Source organism: uncultured Sphingomonas sp., from assembly GCF_937871615.1.
Classification (GTDB): domain Bacteria; phylum Pseudomonadota; class Alphaproteobacteria; order Sphingomonadales; family Sphingomonadaceae; genus Sphingomonas.
This window is the reverse complement of record NZ_CALMPA010000017.1, coordinates 1-15,950: the sequence shown is the minus strand read 5'-3', so window position 1 is coordinate 15,950 and position 15,950 is coordinate 1. Positions and strand designations below refer to the sequence as shown.

Sequence of the window (15,950 nt, the reverse complement as noted above, 5' to 3'; positions counted from 1 at the left end):
CGCTCACTTGCTGCTCGCCGTTTTCACCTCGGCCTTGTGCATGTGCCTTTTCGCGTGATGATGCCTGGGCGCGGCCTTGTCGACATGACCATCGCCCGTGCCGGCCTGCTGGCATTTGTCGAACTGGCCCTTCTTGCAGATCGGATAGCTGGCCTGCGCCGCCGGCGGCGGGAAGGCCACGTCAGGCGCGGGGGCCTGTTTGAAAATGACCGGGGAGCCGGGCGCCGGGGTTCCCTGAAGCGCGGGCGTACTGGGTTCCAGCCCGCCGAGCTGGGCCGCGGCGGAAGGATGCTCCTGCGCGATCGCAGGCGTGGCAAGCAACGCGGCGGCCGCCAGCAGAATGTATTTCATGTGAGAATCTCCTGTGAGGAATCGCACTTCGCGTCGAAATTACGCAGCGCCTCAACGCACGAGCGCGCGGTTGGCTCCATCGTTTCGCTAGCGATTCGACAACGCCCTAACAGCGCCGCGCGATTCTATCCGTCGGAGTCCAGCGCATAGCCCGCCGAACGCACCGTGCGGATGATGTCCCGCCGCCCGCCTTCGTTGATGGCCTTGCGCAGGCGGCGGATGTGAACGTCCACCGTGCGGCTCTCGATATCGCTGTCATGCCCCCATACGCTGTCTAACAGGCGCTCGCGCGAAAAGACGTGGCCGGGATGTTCGAGGAAGTGCTTGAGCAGGCGAAATTCGGTCGGCCCGAGCGGAATCACCGCGCCGCCGCGACGCACCTTGTGGCCGACGGTATCCATTTCGAGATCGGCATAGCTGAGCGCCTCGCCCGCCAGCCCCGGCCGCACGCGGCGCAGCACCGCGCCGACGCGCGCGACCAGTTCGCGCGGGGAAAACGGCTTGGTGACATAATCGTCCGCGCCGGTTTCCAGCCCGCGCACGCGATCCTCCTCCTCGCCGCGCGCGGTGAGCATGATGATCGGCACGTTCTGCGTTTCGGCGGCGCGGCGCAGCCGGCGGCATACCTCGATCCCGGAAATGCCCTCCACCATCCAGTCGAGCAGAACGATATCCGGCACCCGTTCCTTCGCCATCAGCAAGGCTTCCTCGCCGTCGATGGTGTGCGCGACATCGAAATCCTCGCGCGTGAAGTGCCAGATGAGCAGTTCGGCGAGGCTGGCATCATCCTCGACCAGAAGCATTTTGGCGCGGACCATCAGTTGTTCACTTTCTCTCGATCGGCAAGCCTGGTCCCGGTGGCGGCAAAATACACCATTTCGGCGACATTGGTGGCGTGATCGCCGATCCGCTCAAGATTTTTGGCGACGAACAGCAGATGCGCCACCTGGCTGATCGTCCTGGGATTTTCCACCATATAGGTGACGAGCGTGCGGAAGATGCTGTCGTAGAAATCGTCGAGCGCATCGTCGCGCGCGCAAACCGCAAATGCGGCTTCCGCATCGCGCGCTGCAAAGGCGTCGAGCACGTCATGGACCATCGCCGCCGCTATTTTCGCCATGGCCGGGATCAGCGAAAGGGGCTCGATGCGGTTCTCGCCCTCGATCATCGGGATGCGCTTGGCAATATTCTTGGCATAGTCGCCGATCCGCTCGACCACGCTCGCGATCTTGAGCGCGGCGACCACCTCGCGCAGATCGTTCGCCATCGGCGCGCGCAACGCGATGATGCGTACGGCGGTGCGCTCCACCTCCACTTCCAGTTCGTCGAGCGCCCTGTCGCCATCGCGGACCCGCTGGGCCAGCTCCAGATCGCCGCGTTGCAGCGCGGCGATCGCGTCGGTGATGGCGTGTTCGGCCAGCCCGCCCATCTCGCCGATCAGTCCGCGTAGCTGGCCGATATCCTGATCGAACGCCTTGACGGTATGCTTCTGTTCGGTTGGCATCTCACATCCTCTCAGCCGTAGCGGCCGGTGATATAATCCCTGGTGCGTTCCTCACGCGGGTTGGTGAAGATATCCGGCGTATCGCCATATTCGATCAATTGACCGAGGTGGAAGAACGCCGTTTTCTGGCTCACCCGCGCGGCCTGCTGCATATTGTGGGTGACGATCACGATCGCGTAGCGACCGCGCAATTCGTGGATCAGTTCCTCGATCCGCGCGGTGGCGATCGGATCGAGCGCGCTGCACGGCTCGTCCATCAGGATCACCTCGGGATCGACCGCGATCGCGCGCGCGATGCACAGCCGCTGTTGCTGGCCGCCGGAAAGCGCGGTGCCCGAATCGCCCAGCCGATCCTTCACCTCGCCCCACAGCCCGGCGCGCGCGAGCGATTGCTCGACGATCCGATCGAGATCGGCCTTGCCCCTGGCCAGCCCGTGGATGCGTGGGCCGTAGGCGACATTCTCGTAGATCGACTTGGGGAAAGGGTTCGGCTTTTGAAACACCATGCCGACGCGGGCGCGAAGCTGCACCACATCCATTTCCTTCGCATAGATATCGGCGCCGTCGAGCCGGATATCCCCCGTCACGCGCGCGGCGGCGACGGTGTCGTTCATCCGGTTCAGCGTGCGCAGGAAGGTGGATTTGCCGCAACCGGACGGGCCGATGAACGCGGTGACATCATCCTGAAGGATGTCGATCGAAACGTCTGTGATCGCCTGGCTTTCGCCGTAGAACACGTTGACGCGTTCGGCGGTCATCTTGGGCGGCTTGTTGTCGCGCATTACCAGCGGGTCTCGAATTTGTTGCGGAGATAGATGGCAAGCCCGTTCATCGCCAGCAGCAGCACCAGCAGAACGATGATCGCGGCGGAGGTTTTCTCGACGAAGCCACGGTTCACCTCGTCGGACCACAGGAACACCTGCACCGGCAGCACGGTGGCGGGATCGGTGAGCTTCTCGGGCGCGGCGGCGATGAAGGCGCGCATCCCGATCATCAGCAGCGGCGCCGTCTCACCCAGCGCGCGCGCGGTGCCGATGATCGTGCCCGTTAGGATGCCGGGCAGCGCGAGCGGCAGGACATGGTGGAACACCACCTGGATCGGCGAGGCGCCGACGCCCAGCGCCGCGTCGCGGATCGAGGGCGGCACCGCCTTGATCGCGTTGCGCCCGGCGATGACGATCACCGGCATCGTCATCAGCGCGAGCGTCAGCCCGCCGACCAAGGGAGCGGAGCGCGGCAGGCCGAACGCGCCGAGGAATACCGCAAGCCCGAGCAGACCGAAGATGATCGACGGTACGGCGGCAAGATTGTTGATCGAAACCTCGATCAGATCGGTCCAGCGGTTTCGCGGGGCATATTCCTCCAGATAGAGCGCGGCGAGCACGCCGATCGGAAAGGCGAGCGTGATGGTGACGAGCATCGTCATCAGCGAACCCTTGAGCGCCCCCCAGATGCCGACGCGCGTTGGATCGGTCGAATCCGCAGCGGTCAGGAAATCGCGGTTCAGCCCGCGCGATAGCTGGCCGCCGAGCGCCGCCACCGTCGCCTCCGCCTCGGATGTGCCGATGCCCTTGTACGCGATGTCGATCGTGCTTGAGGTGGGAAGCTCCAGCGTCGCGCGGCGGGTGAGCAGCGATGGATCGGCCTTCACCGCCTCGCGCACGCGCAGCCAGGCGCCATCGGAGAGCAATTCCGCGCCGCCCAGCTTCGGCCATGCGGCATTGGCGGCGGCGTCCACCGCATTCTCCAGCCCCGCGCCGGTCAGCGCGAGATCGGCGCCGCGCCCCTTGAGGCGCGCCGGCTCGATCGCGAGATTGGCGGCCTTCAGATCGAGCGGCAGCGCGATCCGCGTTTCGGTGAACCCGCCGATCCCGCGCACCAGCATCGAGCCGAGCAGGAAGATCAGGAACGCCGCCGACAGCGCGATCGCCGCCAGCCCGAGCAAGCGGAAGCGCCGCTCCGCGCGATAGCGGCCCGCGATGCGGCGCTGCATCCGCTCGCCGGACCAGTCGGTCGGCGTTCTCGACTGGCCGTTATTCATATGCTTCCCGATATCGTTTCACGATCACCAGCGCGACGATGTTGAACAACAGGGTGACGATGAACAGCGTGAGGCCGAGCGCGAAGGCGGCGAGGGTCTTCGCGCTGTCGAACTCCGCCTCGCCGGTCAGCAGATCGACGATCTGCTTGGTGACGGTGGTGGTGCTGGCGAACGGGTTGAGCGTCAGCGTGGCGACGCCGGAGGCCGCCATCACCACGATCATCGTCTCGCCGATCGCGCGGCTGATCGCCAGCAGCACCCCGCCGACCACGCCCGGCAGTGCCGCCGGGAGCAGCACCTTGCGGATCGTTTCGGACGGCGTGGCGCCGAGCGCGAGGCTGCCGTCGCGCATCGAGGCGGGCACGGCGGCGAGCGAATCGTCGGCGAGCGAGGAGACGAACGGGATAATCATCACCCCCATCACCATCCCCGCCGCGAGCGCGCTTTCCGACGAGGCGGAGGCGATGCCGAGCGACACGCCAAGGCTCCTCACCGCCGGCGCCACGGTGAGCGCGGCGAAATAGCCGTAAACGATCGTCGGCACGCCCGCGAGGATCTCCAGCATCGGCTTCATCCAGCGGCGCGTGGCCGGGCGGGCATATTGCGTTAGATAGATCGCGCTCATCAGCCCGAACGGGATGGCGACGATCATCGCGATCACCGCGCCGATGAAGAACGTCCCCCAGAACAAGGGCACCGCGCCGAGCGAGGCGCCGGGATCGTTCCGGTCGATCACCTGCGGCGACCAGTGCGTGCCGAACAGGAAATCGCCGATCGGCACGATCGAGAAGAAGCGCGCGCTTTCGAACAACAGGCTGGCGACGATCCCCATCGTCGTCAGGATCGCGATCAGCGAGGCGGCGAGCAGCAGCCCCATGGTCAGCCGCTCCACCTGCGTCCGCGCGGAAAAGCCGGGGGCGACGCGCAGGAAGGCGATCGCGCCCGTGCCGAATGCGAGCAGCAACGCGATCGCCGCCGCGATCAGATCGTATTTCCGCTGGGCGGCGGCATAAGCGGGCGCGAGCGTGGTGGAGAGGGAGTGGAAGGCGCCATAAAGTTGCCCGCCCGCGAGATTGCGCGCCTCGGACAGGATCGCCGCGCGCTCGAAGCCGGGCGCGGGGAGCGCGCTCGCGGCGGAGGTCGCGAGCACCGCATCGGTCACCATCGCGGGCGAGACGAAGCGCCACACGATGAGGAACAGCAGCGCGGGCACCACCGTCCACAAGGCGACGAAGGTGGCGTGATGGCCGGGCAGCGAACTGAACCGCCCCGGCGCCGCCAGCCGGAAGCGCACCGCGCGGGTGCGCGCCGTGAACCAGCCGGTCGCGCCCAAAGCGGCGATCAGGAACAGCAATGTCAGCGGCGACATGGGTGGCTCTCGCGCATCATTTCAGTGCTCGCGGATCGAGCGGGGTTTCGTTGCGGATGAGCGCCGTCGAGCGCGCCTCGATCGCTGGCGGGGCGGCGATCAGCCCGCGCCGCACGAGCGGCCCGCCCGCGCCCCACAGCTTCGCATATTGCGCGATGAATTCGCGCAGGCCCGGCACCGCGCGCAAATGCGCCTTTTTCACATAGATATAGAGCGGGCGCGCACCCGGATACTGGCCGTCGGCGATCGTGGCATAGCTTGGCGCCACGCCGTTGATCGGCACGCCCAGCACCGTATTCTCGTTTTCGGCCAGATAGCTGAAGCCGAACACGCCGATCGCATCGGGATTGGCGGCGAGCTTCTGGACGATCAGATTATCGTTCTCGCCCGCGTCGATATAGGCGCCGTCCTCGCGGATGCGCTGGCAGCGCAGCGCGAAGGCGCTCGCATCGTGCTTGTGGAGCGCCTTCGCCTGCGGATCGACCTGTTCGCAGCCGGGCGCGAGGATCAATTCGGCCAGGGCATCGCGCGTGCCGCTGGTGGAAGGCGGGCCATAGACCTGGATCCGCGTGGCGGGGAGCGCGGGGTTCACGTCGCGCCATGTTCGCGCGGTGTTCGGGCGGCCATGCGGGGTCGCGGCGAGCGCCAGATAGAGATCGGCCGAGGTTAGCGACATCTTCGCGCCATGCCTCGATTCGGCGAACGCGATGCCGTCGATGCCGATCTGGATTTCGAGCACCTGCCCCGCGCCGTTCTTCGCGCAGATATCATATTCGGCGCGCTTCATCCGGCGCGAGGCATTCGCGATATCGGGATGCGCCGCGCCGATCCCGGCGCAGAACAATTTCATCCCCGCGCCGGTGCCGGTCGATTCGATCACCGGCGGCCTGGCATCCGGCGTGTTGGCGAGGAATTGTTCGGCAACGATGGTGGTGAAGGGATAAACGGTCGAGGAGCCGACCGCCTTGATCTGCTGGCGCACGCCGCCGCCGCCGCTCGCCGCCTCATCGCGACAGGCGGCGAGCGAAAGTGCCATCAGAGCCAATAGCGTGAACGGGCGAATCATTGTGTTCCCAGTCGCCGGCGGGTGGCGGCGTTCGTTTCGAAACCGCACGTGTGACAAGAAAGTTACGCCAATATGACAGTGGCATCCGCCGCGCGCAGCATCACCGTGACGCGGGTGCCTTCGCCCGGCGTGCTGGCAATATCGAGCCGCCCGCGATGCCGCTCCACGATATGCTTGACGATCGCGAGGCCAAGCCCGGTGCCGCCAAGCGAGCGGCTGCGCCCCGCATCCACGCGATAAAATCGCTCGGTGAGGCGCGGCAGATGCTCGGGCGGGATTCCGTCTCCCTGATCGGCCACGACCAGCCGGATCATGCCCGACGCCGCCGGCGCGGCCTCCACGCGAATCGGCGTGCCCGCCCGGCCATATTTCATCGCGTTGCCGATCAGATTGTGGAGCAATTGCGATAGCTGGATCGCATCCCCCATCACGGCGGGCAGGCCGGGCGTGACGTAAAGCGCGATATCCCGCCCGCGCCCGTCGCGCGAATCGCCCAGCGCCTGCGCCACTTCCGCGATCAGGCGCGCGAGATTGATCGAATCCGATGGCTGGCGGAATTTATCCGCCTCGATGCGCGAGAGGCTCATCAGATCCTCCACCAGCCGCTCCATCCTGCGTGCTTCGTCGAACACGATGCGCAGGAAGCGCGCACGGACCGCCGGGTCTTCGCCCGCTTCGTCCGCCAGCGTTTCGACATAGCCGAGGATCGAGGCGAGCGGGGTGCGCAGTTCGTGGCTGGCATTGGCGACGAAATCGACCCGCATCTTTTCGGCGGCGTGGCTTTCGGTGCGGTCGATCAGGTGGACGAGGCGCCGATCGCCGCCGATCGTGTTCGCGCGCATTTCCCAGCGCTGATCGCGCGCGCCAAGCCCGACCAGCTCGATCGGGGGCAGCGTGGCGCCGTTGCCGCGCTGTTCGGAAAGATGCGCCACCGCCGCGGGATGGCGGATCGCGGTGCGCACGTCCTCACCGGCGACATGCGCGCCGAGCAGCGCGCGCGCCGCGCTGTTCGCGCTTATCACCCGCGTGCCTTCCACCAGCAGCACCGGCTCGACGATCGCCTCGATCGCCACCTCGATCGCCGTGCCGGGAACGGTCGTTTCGCGGGCGAGGGCGGCAGCCTCCGCCGCGCGCTCCTCGCGCATCTGCGACGCGGCGAGCAGCGCGACCAGCCCGCCGGTGAGCGTGACGAGCGGCACCTGCCAATCGTGCGACAGCGAATAGGCGACCGCCGCCGTCGCGACGACAACGCCGGTCGCAAACCAGCCGCGGGGAGTGATTCCATCCAGCACGGCGCGCGCTTTAGCCGATCGCGGTGCCCGGCGCATCCGGGGGGTGAAGGAGATCGTAAACGTCCCTGTGCGATACGGTTCGGCGGCGCGGCTTGTCTGATCGCGCCGATTGTGGAACTGCATAAGCGTGATGAACGACGGGAAAGACATCGCCGACGACGAAGCGCGTGCCGAAGGCGCCACGCGGCGGCGCGCGCTGATGCTCGGTGCGGCGGGGGCGGCGGCGGTCGTCTCGATCCGCCCGGCGCTGGCGCAGACGGCTGGCTCGGTTCTCACCTGCGAAATTCCCGTGCCCGATCCAAGCCGCGCGGGCGGCTTCATCGACGCCAACGGCAATGTCGTGCCGGCGGGCACCAGAAACGCCTTCGCGCCGCCGGTCCGCCCGCTCAGCGGCGAGGATGTGCGCCGCGCGATGGCGAGCGGGGGCAATCTGCCCGGTGTCGATTACGAACGCAGCCGCGCTTATATGAAATATGTCGGGCGGTTGCAGCGCGGGACGGCGGGCTTCACCTGTTTCGCCTCGCTCCAGATGCTGCGGAAATAAACGCGCGATGGCCGCGACGCGCTATCGCGCGCCCGCGCCCGATGGCCTGCGCATCGCGCCGCTCGACGATCTGACCGCCATCTATCAGCGCGCATCGGGCATCACCCATATCGTCATCGCGCCGGTGCCCGAATTGCTGGAGGCGATGGCCGGCGAATGGCGCACGCTGGATGCGCTGGCCGATGCGTTCGGCCTCGCCGCCGATGAGCGCGCGGCGCTAACCGAGCGGCTCGACGAACTGGTCGGCGCCGGGCTGATCGAGGCGGGATGAGGCACGTCTTCTCCGTCCGCATCGGGCCGGCATCGTTCCGCGTGGGATCGCACTGGCGCGCGCCGATCGCGCAATTGCGCGCGCTCTATGCCGATTATCCCGCGCCGGTGGACGGCATTCCCGATTATAGCGTGCGCCTTTGCGCGACGCGGCCATGGCGGCGCTTCGTTCGGCCGTCGGTGGCGATCGCGGGGGATTATATGCTGCCCGATGCCGCGCCATTGCCGCTGGCGCACGGGCTTCTGGCTGCTGAAATGGCGATGAATCTGCAACTTGCGCTCGGCGAGCGGCGCTTCCTGTTGCTCCACGCGGCGACAGTGGAGCGGGACGGGCGGGTGATCGTGCTGACGGGCGAATCCGGCGCGGGGAAATCGACGCTGGCGGCATTGCTCGCGACGCGCGGCTGGCGGCTGATGGGCGACGAATTCGCGCTGCTCGATCCCGAAACGGGGCTGCTCCACGCCTTTCCCCGGCTGGTCAGCCTGAAGAACGCCGCGATCGACGTGGTGCGCGCGGCCTTGCCCGACGCGCGGTTCGGCCCGTTGATGCGTGGGACGCCCAAGGGCGATATCCGCCACCTCGTTCCCGATGCCGCCGCGATTGCGGCGATGGATGCGCCAGCGCGCCCGGCCTCTCTGATGTTCCCGCGTTTCGGGTTCGCGAGTGAAATGCGCCAGGTGGGCGCGAGCGAAGCGTTCGTGCGGCTGACGCAGGCTTCCACCAATTATGTCGCGCTGGGTGAGCGCGGCTTCGATGCGCTCACCCGCTTCGTGCGGGCGGTGCCGGCGATCGCGCTCGATTATCCCGATGCGGATAGCGCGATCGCGGCGATCGAGGCGGTGGCATGAGCCGCGCGGCGGCGCTGCTGTGCCGGCTGCTCGCCGCGCCTGAGGCGGCGGGGGCGCTCGATCCGGCGCAATGGGTAGAGGTGATCGCGGTGGCGCGGGCCGAGTTGCTGATCGGCTCGCTCGCGTTCCGGCTGCGTGGATTGCCCGTGCCACCGCGCGCCGAGGCGATTCTCGCGGCGGCGATCCAGTCGGCGGAGGAGGGGCGGCGGCAGGCGCTGTGGGAAGCGGAGATGGCGCGCCGCGCGCTGGCGCCGCTCGGTTGCCCGGTGGCCCTGCTCAAGGGCACCGCCTTTGTCGCGGCGGGGCTGGACGCGGGGCGGGGGCGGCATATCGGCGATCTCGATATCCTCGTGCCGCGCGCGGCGCTCGATGATGTCGAGGCGGCGCTGCTCGGCGCGGGCTGGGAATGGGTGAAGCCCGATCCTTATGACGACGCATATTACCGCCGCTGGATGCATGAACTGCCTCCGCTGATCCACCGCGATCGCGATCGGATGATTGATGTCCACCACACGATCCTGCCGCTCACCGCGCGCGCGCGGCCCGATGCGGAGAAGCTGATCGCGGCGGCGCCGCCGCTCGGTGGCGGCCTGTCGATCCTGTCTGCGGAGGATATGGTGATCCATGCCGCGATCCATCTGTTCGGCGATGGCGACTTGTCCGGGGGCTTGCGCAACCTGTGGGATATCGACCGGCTGGTGCGCGAGTTCGTGGGGCGGGACGGCGATTATCTCGCGAAGCTCCGTGCGCGGGCGGCGGAACATCAGGCGGCGCGCGCGGTGGCGCGGGCGCTGAGGCTGGCGCATCGGCTGTTTGACACGCCGATTGCGAATGAACAGGCCGAGCCGGGCTTCGACGCGCTGGCGTGCCGTCGCCTGCTCGCGCGCGATGGCTGGGGCCGGGGAACGCGCCCGGCGACGCGCCTGGCCTTTTACGTCCGCTCACACTGGCTGCGGATGCCGCCCGCCATGCTGGCGCGGCATTTGTGGATCAAAGCCTGGCGTCGCCCCGGAAATGCCTGAAGACAACGACGACCGCGATCACCCCGATGATGACGACGGTATCCGCCACCCAGTCCATGATATCGCAATCGCGATGCAGCACGGGGAGCGACTGGACCAGCTCGATCATCGCGCCGAGGAAGGAGAGCCGCTCGCCCACCTGGAGCAAGGATGCTCGCGGATAGGCGAGGATCGAAAGCACCGTCAGCGTGCCGAACGCGGCCATATGCTGCCATTTGTCGCCGACCGGGAGCGCGGGCGGCTGCGGCAGCAACGCCATCGTTATCGCGAAAGTCAGCGCGACCGCGAGCAGCAATCGCCAGAAGGTCAGGCGTTCTTGATGGGTCATAATCTCTCAAGCGCTGGGACAAGCTCGTCGAAATGCGCGATCACCGCTTCCGCGCCAAGCGTTTCGACAGGCTGGTTGAGGAAGCCGAACGCACAGGCGACGGCGGGTATCCCGGCGGCATGAGCGGCATCCACATCAAAGCTCGAATCGCCGACGAACGCCGCGCGGCCACCCCCGCAGCGCGCGATCATCTCCTCGATCGGCACTGGCGAGGGCTTGGCGACGCCAAGCGTGTCCCCTCCGATTATCGTGGCGAAGCGGCTGGTGAGGCCAAGCGCGTCGAGGATCGGGCGGGCGAAATCCTCCCGCTTGTTGGTCATCACCGCGAGCGTGACGTTCAGCGCCGCCAGCGCATCGAGCGCGGCGATCATGCCCGGAAAAGGCGCGGTATCGACCACCAGATTCGCCGCGTAGAAATCGAGCAGCACCGGAAACAGCCGCTCCAGCGTCGCCGCGTCGCATCCGCCGGTCACGCTGAGCGCCTGCGCGAGCATCCGCCGCGCGCCGCCGCCGATCATCGCGCGGACCGCATCGGCGGGGACCGGCGCGCGGCCATCCACCGCGAGCGCGTGATTCACCGCCGCCGCCAGATCGGCGCTGGTATCAAGCAAGGTGCCGTCGAGATCGAAGCCGACGATTGTGAACGGAAAAACATTCATCAGACAGGCGCCAGACAGCAGCACACTGGAAATGGCAAGCATCCAATGCGAAAGCGCGCTTCATGAACGACAGACCGATCCCCGCCCCAATCGCCGCAATCGTCCTTGCCGCCGGCAAGGGGACGCGGATGAAATCCGATCTGCACAAGGTGCTGCACCCGCTCGCCGGGCGGGCGATGCTGCTGCATCTGCTGGATAGCGTGGCGGCGCTCGCTCCCGCGCGCACCGTGGTCGTGGTCGGGGCCGGGCGCGAGCAGGTGGAGGCCGCGGTCACGCCGATCGGGGCGACGGTGGCGCATCAGGCGGAACAACTCGGCACCGGCCATGCGGTGCATCAGGCGGAGGCGGCGCTCGGCGGGTTCGCGGGCGATGTGCTGATACTCTACGGCGATGTGCCGCTGATCGGCAGCGAAACGATGCGGCGGATGCTCGATCGGCTCCATGCCGCGGATCGGCCCGCGACGGTGGTGCTCGGCTTCCGCCCGTCGGATGCGGGCGCCTATGGCCGGATCATCGCGGACGACGACGGGCGGATCGCGAAAATGGTCGAGTTCAAGGACGCGACATCGGAGGAACGGGCGGTAACGCTTTGCAATTCCGGCCTGATGGCGGTGCGCGCGGCGGATCTGTTCGGGCTGCTCGCGCGGGTGGACAACAATAATGCGGCGGGCGAATTCTACCTTCCCGATATCGTCATGCTGGCCGCAGCCGACGGGCGCGCTTCCGCCGTGATCGAAACGGATGAGGCGCAGGTTGCCGGCGTGAACAGTCGCGCCGAACTGGCGATCGTGGAGCGGGCCTGGCAGGAGCGCCGGCGCGCGCAGGCGATGGCCGATGGCGCGACGCTGATCGCGCCCGAAACCGTGTGGTTCGCTTATGACACGGTGATCGGTCGCGATGTGACGATCGAGCCGAACGTCGTGTTCGGCCCCGGCGTGACGGTGGCGGACGGGGCCACGGTCCATGCCTTCAGCCATATCGAAGGGGCGCGGGTGGGCGCGGGCTGCTCGGTCGGCCCCTATGCGCGACTGCGGCCCGGCGCGGTGATGGAGGCGAAATCGCGCGTTGGCAATTTCGTGGAGATGAAGAAGGCGGTGCTTGGCGAAGGCGCCAAGGCGAACCATCTCAGCTATCTCGGCGATGCGGAAATCGGCGCCGGTGCCAATATCGGCGCCGGAACGATTACCTGCAATTATGATGGATTCTTCAAATATCGCACGAAGATCGGCGCGGGGGCATTCATCGGCTCCAACTCCGCGCTGGTAGCGCCGGTGACGATCGGTGACGGCGCGATCGTGGGCGCGGGCGCGGTGGTGACGCGCGATGTGAGCGCGGATGCGCTCGCGCTCGTCCGCCCGCCGCAGGAAGAAAAGCCCGGCTGGGCGGCGCGTTTCCGTCAGCAGATGACGGCGCGCAAGAAAGCGGCCAAATAACCACCTGAATAAAACCGAACACTTTAGGAAGATCGAGGCAGTCATGTGCGGCATTGTGGGCATATTGGGCAATGAAGACGTGGCCGATCGGCTGGTCGACGGGCTGAAGCGGCTGGAATATCGCGGATATGATTCGGCCGGGGTCGCCACCGTCCACAACGGCGCGATTGATCGCCGGCGCGCCTCGGGCAAGCTGGTGAACCTGGCGCGCGAACTCGCCGCCAATCCGCTGCCGGGCGATGTCGGCATCGCGCATACCCGCTGGGCGACCCATGGCGGCCCGACGACCAATAACGCGCACCCTCACGCGACCGATCATGTCGCCGTCGTCCACAACGGAATCATCGAGAATTTCAAAGCGTTGCGCGATGAACTTATCGCACGCGGCCGCGTGTTCACCAGCGAAACCGATACCGAGGTGGTCGCGCATCTGGTGAGCGAGAAGATCGAGGCGGGGATGGCGCCGGCGGAGGCGGTCAGCGAAGTGCTGCCGCGCCTCCATGGTGCGTTCGCGCTGGCGATCCTGTTTCGCGATCATCCCGAATTGCTGATCGGCGCGCGGCTCGGCTCGCCCCTGGTGGTGGGCTATGGCGATGGGGAGACCTATCTCGGCTCCGACGCGCTGGCGCTCGCGCCGCTCACGCAGCGCATCGCCTATCTCGATGAAGGGGATTGGGTGGTCTGCACCCGCGATGGCGCGCAGGTGTTCGATCGCGACAACAATCCGGTGGAGCGCGCGATCACCATCTCGGGCGTGACCGGGGCGCTGATCGACAAGGGCAATCATCGCCATTTCATGCAGAAGGAGATTTACGAGCAGCCGATCGTCGTCGCGCAGACGCTGCGTGCCTATCTCCAGCGGCTGGAGGATCGCGTTACGTTGCCGATCCCGGATTACGATCTGTCCGCGATCAAGCGCGTCACCATCGTCGCCTGCGGCACCAGTTTTTACGCCGGGATGGTCGCGAAATACTGGTTCGAGCAGTTCGCGCGCGTGCCGGTCGATCTCGATGTCGCATCCGAATTCCGCTATCGCGCGCCGGTGATGGAGCCGGGCGGGCTGATGATCGTCATCAGCCAGTCGGGCGAGACCGCCGATACGCTCGCCGCGCTGCGCCACGCGCGCAGCGAGGGGCAGACGATCGCGGCGGTGGTCAACGTGCCGACCAGTTCGATGGCGCGCGAGGCGGATCTGCTGCTGCCCACCCATGCCGGGCCGGAAATCGGCGTCGCTTCCACCAAGGCGTTCACCTGCCAACTCGCGGTGCTTGCCGCGCTTGCCGCCAATCTCGCCCGCGCCAAGGGGAAGCTGACCCCGGCGGACGAAAAGGCGATCGTCAAGCATCTGTCCGAAGCGCCGGCCGCGCTCAATGCGGCGCTCGCCTATGACGAGGCGATCGAGGGGATGGCGGGCGCGGTCGCCGGCGCGCGCGACGTGCTCTATCTCGGGCGCGGCACCGATTATCCGCTGGCGCTGGAAGGCGCGTTGAAGCTCAAGGAAATCAGCTACATCCACGCCGAAGGTTATGCGGCGGGCGAGATGAAGCATGGCCCGATCGCGCTGATCGACGAGAATGTGCCGGTGATCGTCATCGCGCCGAGCGGGCCGTTGTTCGACAAGACCGTCAGCAACATGCAGGAGGTGCAGGCGCGTGGCGGCAAGGTGGTGCTCATCAGCGATTATGATGGCGTGGAGGCGGCGGGCGAGGGGTGCATCGCCACGATCACCATGCCCAAGGTGCACCCGCTGATCGCGCCGCTGGTCTATGCCGTGCCGGTGCAGTTGCTCGCCTATCACGTCGCGGTGGCGAAGGGTACGGATGTGGATCAGCCACGCAACCTGGCGAAATCCGTGACGGTGGAGTGAGACCGCGCCTGAAAGCGATGAGCCGAGTGGGGTTCGTCGCATTCGATTTGCCGCGCCGCGCGCGCCGCTGATAGCCTCGACCCGCGTTATCGGGGTGGGATCAGCAATGAAGAATATGCGATTTATCTGCGCGGCGATGGTCGCGGCGCTTCTGCCGGGCGTGGCCCATGCCGATGATCCGCGCGATGCGACGATGCGGAGCGCGGCGGCCCGCGCGCGTGACAGCGAGGAGACACGGCAACTCAATGTCCGGGCCGGCGCCGCGATCACCGGGCCGCGCTGGCGCACGGTGCGCGCGAGGGGCGATGATGCCGGTTACGCGGCGGCGTCTCATGACCATGACCGCGACATGGCGCGCTATGCGAGCGATCGCGCGCGTTATGAGCGTGAAATGGCGGAATGGCGCCGCGCGGTCGCCGCCTGTCGTGCCGGGGATTATGCCGCCTGCGATAATTGAGGCGCGCGCGTTTCGGACCGTCAATGAAAAGGCCCGCCGGATCGCTCCGACGGGCCTTTTCTTGTCCCTGATGGGGAGCGGGCTTACGCCTGCTCCGCCTCCGGCTGAACCTCGGCGGTGGCGCCGGGCTCCGCATTGGGATCGTAATCTTCGGTGAAGCCGCCGGTATCGCGACCTTCCTCGAACATCTGCGCCGCGACATCGACGCCCGACGCCTGCAGTTCGGCCTCCTCAGGCGAACGCGCGACGTTGACCTTCACCGTCACCGCGACTTCCGGGTGAAGCGCGACCTTCACCTCGTACACGCCGATCGCCTTGATCGGACGATCGAGCACGACCTGGCTCTTGGCGACCTTGTGCTTGTCGGCAACCAGCGCCTCGACGATGTCACGCACCGCGACCGAGCCGTAAAGCTGGCCGGTGTTCGATGCCTGACGGATGATCGTCACGGACACGTTGTTGAAGTTCTTCGCTTCCTTCTCGGCATCGCCGCGACGGTTGGCGTTTTCGGATTCGATCCGGGCGCGATTGGCCTCGAACACCTTGCGATTGGCCTCGTTGGCGCGCATCGCTTTCTTGTTCGGCAGCAGATAGTTGCGGGCGAAGCCATCCTTCACCTTCACCACATCGCCGATGGTGCCAAGCTTCTCGACGCGCTCAAGCAGAATAACGTCCATGTGCGCGCTCCTTACTTAACGACGTAGGGCAGCAGGCCCAGGTGACGCGCGCGCTTGATCGCCTGAGCGAGTTCGCGCTGCTTCTTGGCCGACACGCTGGTGATGCGCGACGGAACGATCTTGCCACGTTCAGAGACGAAGCCCTGGAGCAAGCGGATGTCCTTATAGTCGATCCGGGGCGCATCCTTCGCGGAGAAGGGGCAGCTCTTGCGGCGGCGGAA

General features: G+C 66.9%; 19 protein-coding genes. 7 read left to right on the top strand and 12 right to left on the bottom strand.

The features are described 5' to 3' along the window. Positions 1-3: 3 nt before the first annotated feature. The 8 genes from Q0316_RS03280 to Q0316_RS03245 form a co-directional block, all read right to left on the bottom strand. Positions 4-351 (bottom strand): hypothetical protein, encoded by a 348-nt coding sequence (locus Q0316_RS03280; RefSeq protein WP_298669652.1) that lies wholly within the window; start codon positions 349-351, stop codon positions 4-6. Between the two features lie 125 nt (positions 352-476). Next, positions 477-1,169: a phosphate regulon transcriptional regulator PhoB gene (phoB, locus tag Q0316_RS03275; protein ID WP_298669649.1), complete on the bottom strand. Its 693-nt coding sequence runs from the start codon at positions 1,167-1,169 to the stop codon at positions 477-479. Further along, positions 1,169-1,855: a phosphate signaling complex protein PhoU gene (gene phoU, locus Q0316_RS03270; protein ID WP_298669647.1), complete on the bottom strand. Its 687-nt coding sequence runs from the start codon at positions 1,853-1,855 to the stop codon at positions 1,169-1,171. The genes phoB and phoU overlap by 1 nt, the downstream gene beginning before the upstream one ends. 11 nt (positions 1,856-1,866) lie before the next feature. Continuing rightward, positions 1,867-2,637, bottom strand: coding sequence for a phosphate ABC transporter ATP-binding protein PstB (pstB, locus tag Q0316_RS03265; protein WP_298669645.1), 771 nt, complete (start codon positions 2,635-2,637; stop codon positions 1,867-1,869). Next, complete coding sequence (pstA, locus tag Q0316_RS03260) at positions 2,637-3,896, bottom strand: phosphate ABC transporter permease PstA (protein WP_298669643.1); 1,260 nt, start codon at positions 3,894-3,896, stop codon at positions 2,637-2,639. The genes pstB and pstA overlap by 1 nt, the downstream gene beginning before the upstream one ends. Then, positions 3,889-5,265 carry a phosphate ABC transporter permease subunit PstC gene (gene pstC / locus Q0316_RS03255; RefSeq protein ID WP_298669641.1) on the bottom strand — a complete coding sequence of 459 codons (1,377 nt, stop codon included), beginning with the start codon at positions 5,263-5,265 and terminating at the stop codon, positions 3,889-3,891. The genes pstA and pstC overlap by 8 nt, the downstream gene beginning before the upstream one ends. Before the next feature lie 16 nt (positions 5,266-5,281). Next, positions 5,282-6,331: a substrate-binding domain-containing protein gene (locus tag Q0316_RS03250; protein ID WP_298669639.1), complete on the bottom strand. Its 1,050-nt coding sequence runs from the start codon at positions 6,329-6,331 to the stop codon at positions 5,282-5,284. A gap of 62 nt (positions 6,332-6,393) precedes the next feature. Next, complete coding sequence (locus Q0316_RS03245; protein ID WP_298669637.1) at positions 6,394-7,623, bottom strand: ATP-binding protein; 1,230 nt, start codon at positions 7,621-7,623, stop codon at positions 6,394-6,396. Between the two features lie 130 nt (positions 7,624-7,753). On the opposite strand from Q0316_RS03245, the gene Q0316_RS03240 reads away from it, so the two are divergent. The 4 genes from Q0316_RS03240 to Q0316_RS03225 are packed head-to-tail and all read left to right on the top strand — an operon-like array spanning position 7,754 to position 10,308. Next, on the top strand, positions 7,754-8,167 hold the full coding sequence (locus Q0316_RS03240; protein ID WP_298669633.1) for a hypothetical protein: 414 nt from the start codon (positions 7,754-7,756) through the stop codon (positions 8,165-8,167). A 7-nt stretch (positions 8,168-8,174) separates the two neighbouring features. Beyond that, positions 8,175-8,438 carry an HPr-rel-A system PqqD family peptide chaperone gene (locus Q0316_RS03235; RefSeq protein ID WP_298669631.1) on the top strand — a complete coding sequence of 88 codons (264 nt, stop codon included), beginning with the start codon at positions 8,175-8,177 and terminating at the stop codon, positions 8,436-8,438. Continuing rightward, positions 8,435-9,286: an HprK-related kinase A gene (locus tag Q0316_RS03230; protein WP_298669628.1), complete on the top strand. Its 852-nt coding sequence runs from the start codon at positions 8,435-8,437 to the stop codon at positions 9,284-9,286. Before Q0316_RS03235 ends, Q0316_RS03230 begins: the two co-directional genes overlap by 4 nt. After that, the gene (locus Q0316_RS03225) at positions 9,283-10,308 is read left to right on the top strand and encodes a nucleotidyltransferase family protein (RefSeq protein WP_298669626.1); all 1,026 of its coding nucleotides are present in this window, start codon (positions 9,283-9,285) and stop codon (positions 10,306-10,308) included. Before Q0316_RS03230 ends, Q0316_RS03225 begins: the two co-directional genes overlap by 4 nt. Here Q0316_RS03225 and Q0316_RS03220 read toward each other — a convergent pair. Continuing rightward, a complete protein-coding gene (locus Q0316_RS03220; RefSeq protein ID WP_298669624.1) occupies positions 10,277-10,636 on the bottom strand; it encodes a hypothetical protein in 360 nt (119 codons plus the stop codon). The two genes, Q0316_RS03225 and Q0316_RS03220, sit on opposite strands and share 32 nt — an antisense overlap. Beyond that, positions 10,633-11,295 (bottom strand): HAD hydrolase-like protein, encoded by a 663-nt coding sequence (locus tag Q0316_RS03215; protein ID WP_298669621.1) that lies wholly within the window; start codon positions 11,293-11,295, stop codon positions 10,633-10,635. Before Q0316_RS03215 ends, Q0316_RS03220 begins: the two co-directional genes overlap by 4 nt. 62 nt (positions 11,296-11,357) lie before the next feature. Here Q0316_RS03215 and glmU point away from each other — a divergent pair, with 62 nt between their 5' ends. From glmU to Q0316_RS03200, 3 genes are all read left to right on the top strand, one after another. Then, positions 11,358-12,728: a bifunctional UDP-N-acetylglucosamine diphosphorylase/glucosamine-1-phosphate N-acetyltransferase GlmU gene (gene glmU, locus Q0316_RS03210; RefSeq protein WP_298669618.1), complete on the top strand. Its 1,371-nt coding sequence runs from the start codon at positions 11,358-11,360 to the stop codon at positions 12,726-12,728. A 43-nt stretch (positions 12,729-12,771) separates the two neighbouring features. Continuing rightward, positions 12,772-14,595: a glutamine--fructose-6-phosphate transaminase (isomerizing) gene (gene glmS / locus Q0316_RS03205; RefSeq protein ID WP_298669615.1), complete on the top strand. Its 1,824-nt coding sequence runs from the start codon at positions 12,772-12,774 to the stop codon at positions 14,593-14,595. A gap of 106 nt (positions 14,596-14,701) precedes the next feature. After that, a complete protein-coding gene (locus tag Q0316_RS03200; RefSeq protein WP_298669612.1) occupies positions 14,702-15,052 on the top strand; it encodes a hypothetical protein in 351 nt (116 codons plus the stop codon). An 83-nt stretch (positions 15,053-15,135) separates the two neighbouring features. Here the strand turns inward: Q0316_RS03200 and rplI are convergent, their stop codons facing one another. Then, positions 15,136-15,729 carry a 50S ribosomal protein L9 gene (rplI, locus tag Q0316_RS03195; protein WP_298669608.1) on the bottom strand — a complete coding sequence of 198 codons (594 nt, stop codon included), beginning with the start codon at positions 15,727-15,729 and terminating at the stop codon, positions 15,136-15,138. 11 nt (positions 15,730-15,740) lie between these two features. Further along, positions 15,741-15,950: 30S ribosomal protein S18 (gene rpsR, locus Q0316_RS03190; RefSeq protein ID WP_298669605.1), on the bottom strand; the 210-nt coding region annotated here is incomplete at its 5' end.

Coding starts and splice junctions, on each gene's coding strand:
- Q0316_RS03220 (WP_298669624.1), bottom strand. CDS start 10,636: ATGACCCATCAAGAACGCCTGACCTTCTGGCGATTGCTGCTCGCGGTC.
- phoU (WP_298669647.1), bottom strand. CDS start 1,855: ATGCCAACCGAACAGAAGCATACCGTCAAGGCGTTCGATCAGGATATC.
- glmS (WP_298669615.1), top strand. CDS start 12,772: ATGTGCGGCATTGTGGGCATATTGGGCAATGAAGACGTGGCCGATCGG.
- pstB (WP_298669645.1), bottom strand. CDS start 2,637: ATGCGCGACAACAAGCCGCCCAAGATGACCGCCGAACGCGTCAACGTG.
- phoB (WP_298669649.1), bottom strand. CDS start 1,169: ATGGTCCGCGCCAAAATGCTTCTGGTCGAGGATGATGCCAGCCTCGCC.
- pstA (WP_298669643.1), bottom strand. CDS start 3,896: ATGAATAACGGCCAGTCGAGAACGCCGACCGACTGGTCCGGCGAGCGG.
- Q0316_RS03250 (WP_298669639.1), bottom strand. CDS start 6,331: ATGATTCGCCCGTTCACGCTATTGGCTCTGATGGCACTTTCGCTCGCC.
- glmU (WP_298669618.1), top strand. CDS start 11,358: ATGAACGACAGACCGATCCCCGCCCCAATCGCCGCAATCGTCCTTGCC.
- Q0316_RS03280 (WP_298669652.1), bottom strand. CDS start 351: ATGAAATACATTCTGCTGGCGGCCGCCGCGTTGCTTGCCACGCCTGCG.
- Q0316_RS03200 (WP_298669612.1), top strand. CDS start 14,702: ATGAAGAATATGCGATTTATCTGCGCGGCGATGGTCGCGGCGCTTCTG.
- Q0316_RS03215 (WP_298669621.1), bottom strand. CDS start 11,295: ATGAATGTTTTTCCGTTCACAATCGTCGGCTTCGATCTCGACGGCACC.
- Q0316_RS03230 (WP_298669628.1), top strand. CDS start 8,435: ATGAGGCACGTCTTCTCCGTCCGCATCGGGCCGGCATCGTTCCGCGTG.
- Q0316_RS03235 (WP_298669631.1), top strand. CDS start 8,175: ATGGCCGCGACGCGCTATCGCGCGCCCGCGCCCGATGGCCTGCGCATC.
- rplI (WP_298669608.1), bottom strand. CDS start 15,729: ATGGACGTTATTCTGCTTGAGCGCGTCGAGAAGCTTGGCACCATCGGC.
- Q0316_RS03225 (WP_298669626.1), top strand. CDS start 9,283: ATGAGCCGCGCGGCGGCGCTGCTGTGCCGGCTGCTCGCCGCGCCTGAG.
- Q0316_RS03240 (WP_298669633.1), top strand. CDS start 7,754: ATGAACGACGGGAAAGACATCGCCGACGACGAAGCGCGTGCCGAAGGC.
- pstC (WP_298669641.1), bottom strand. CDS start 5,265: ATGTCGCCGCTGACATTGCTGTTCCTGATCGCCGCTTTGGGCGCGACC.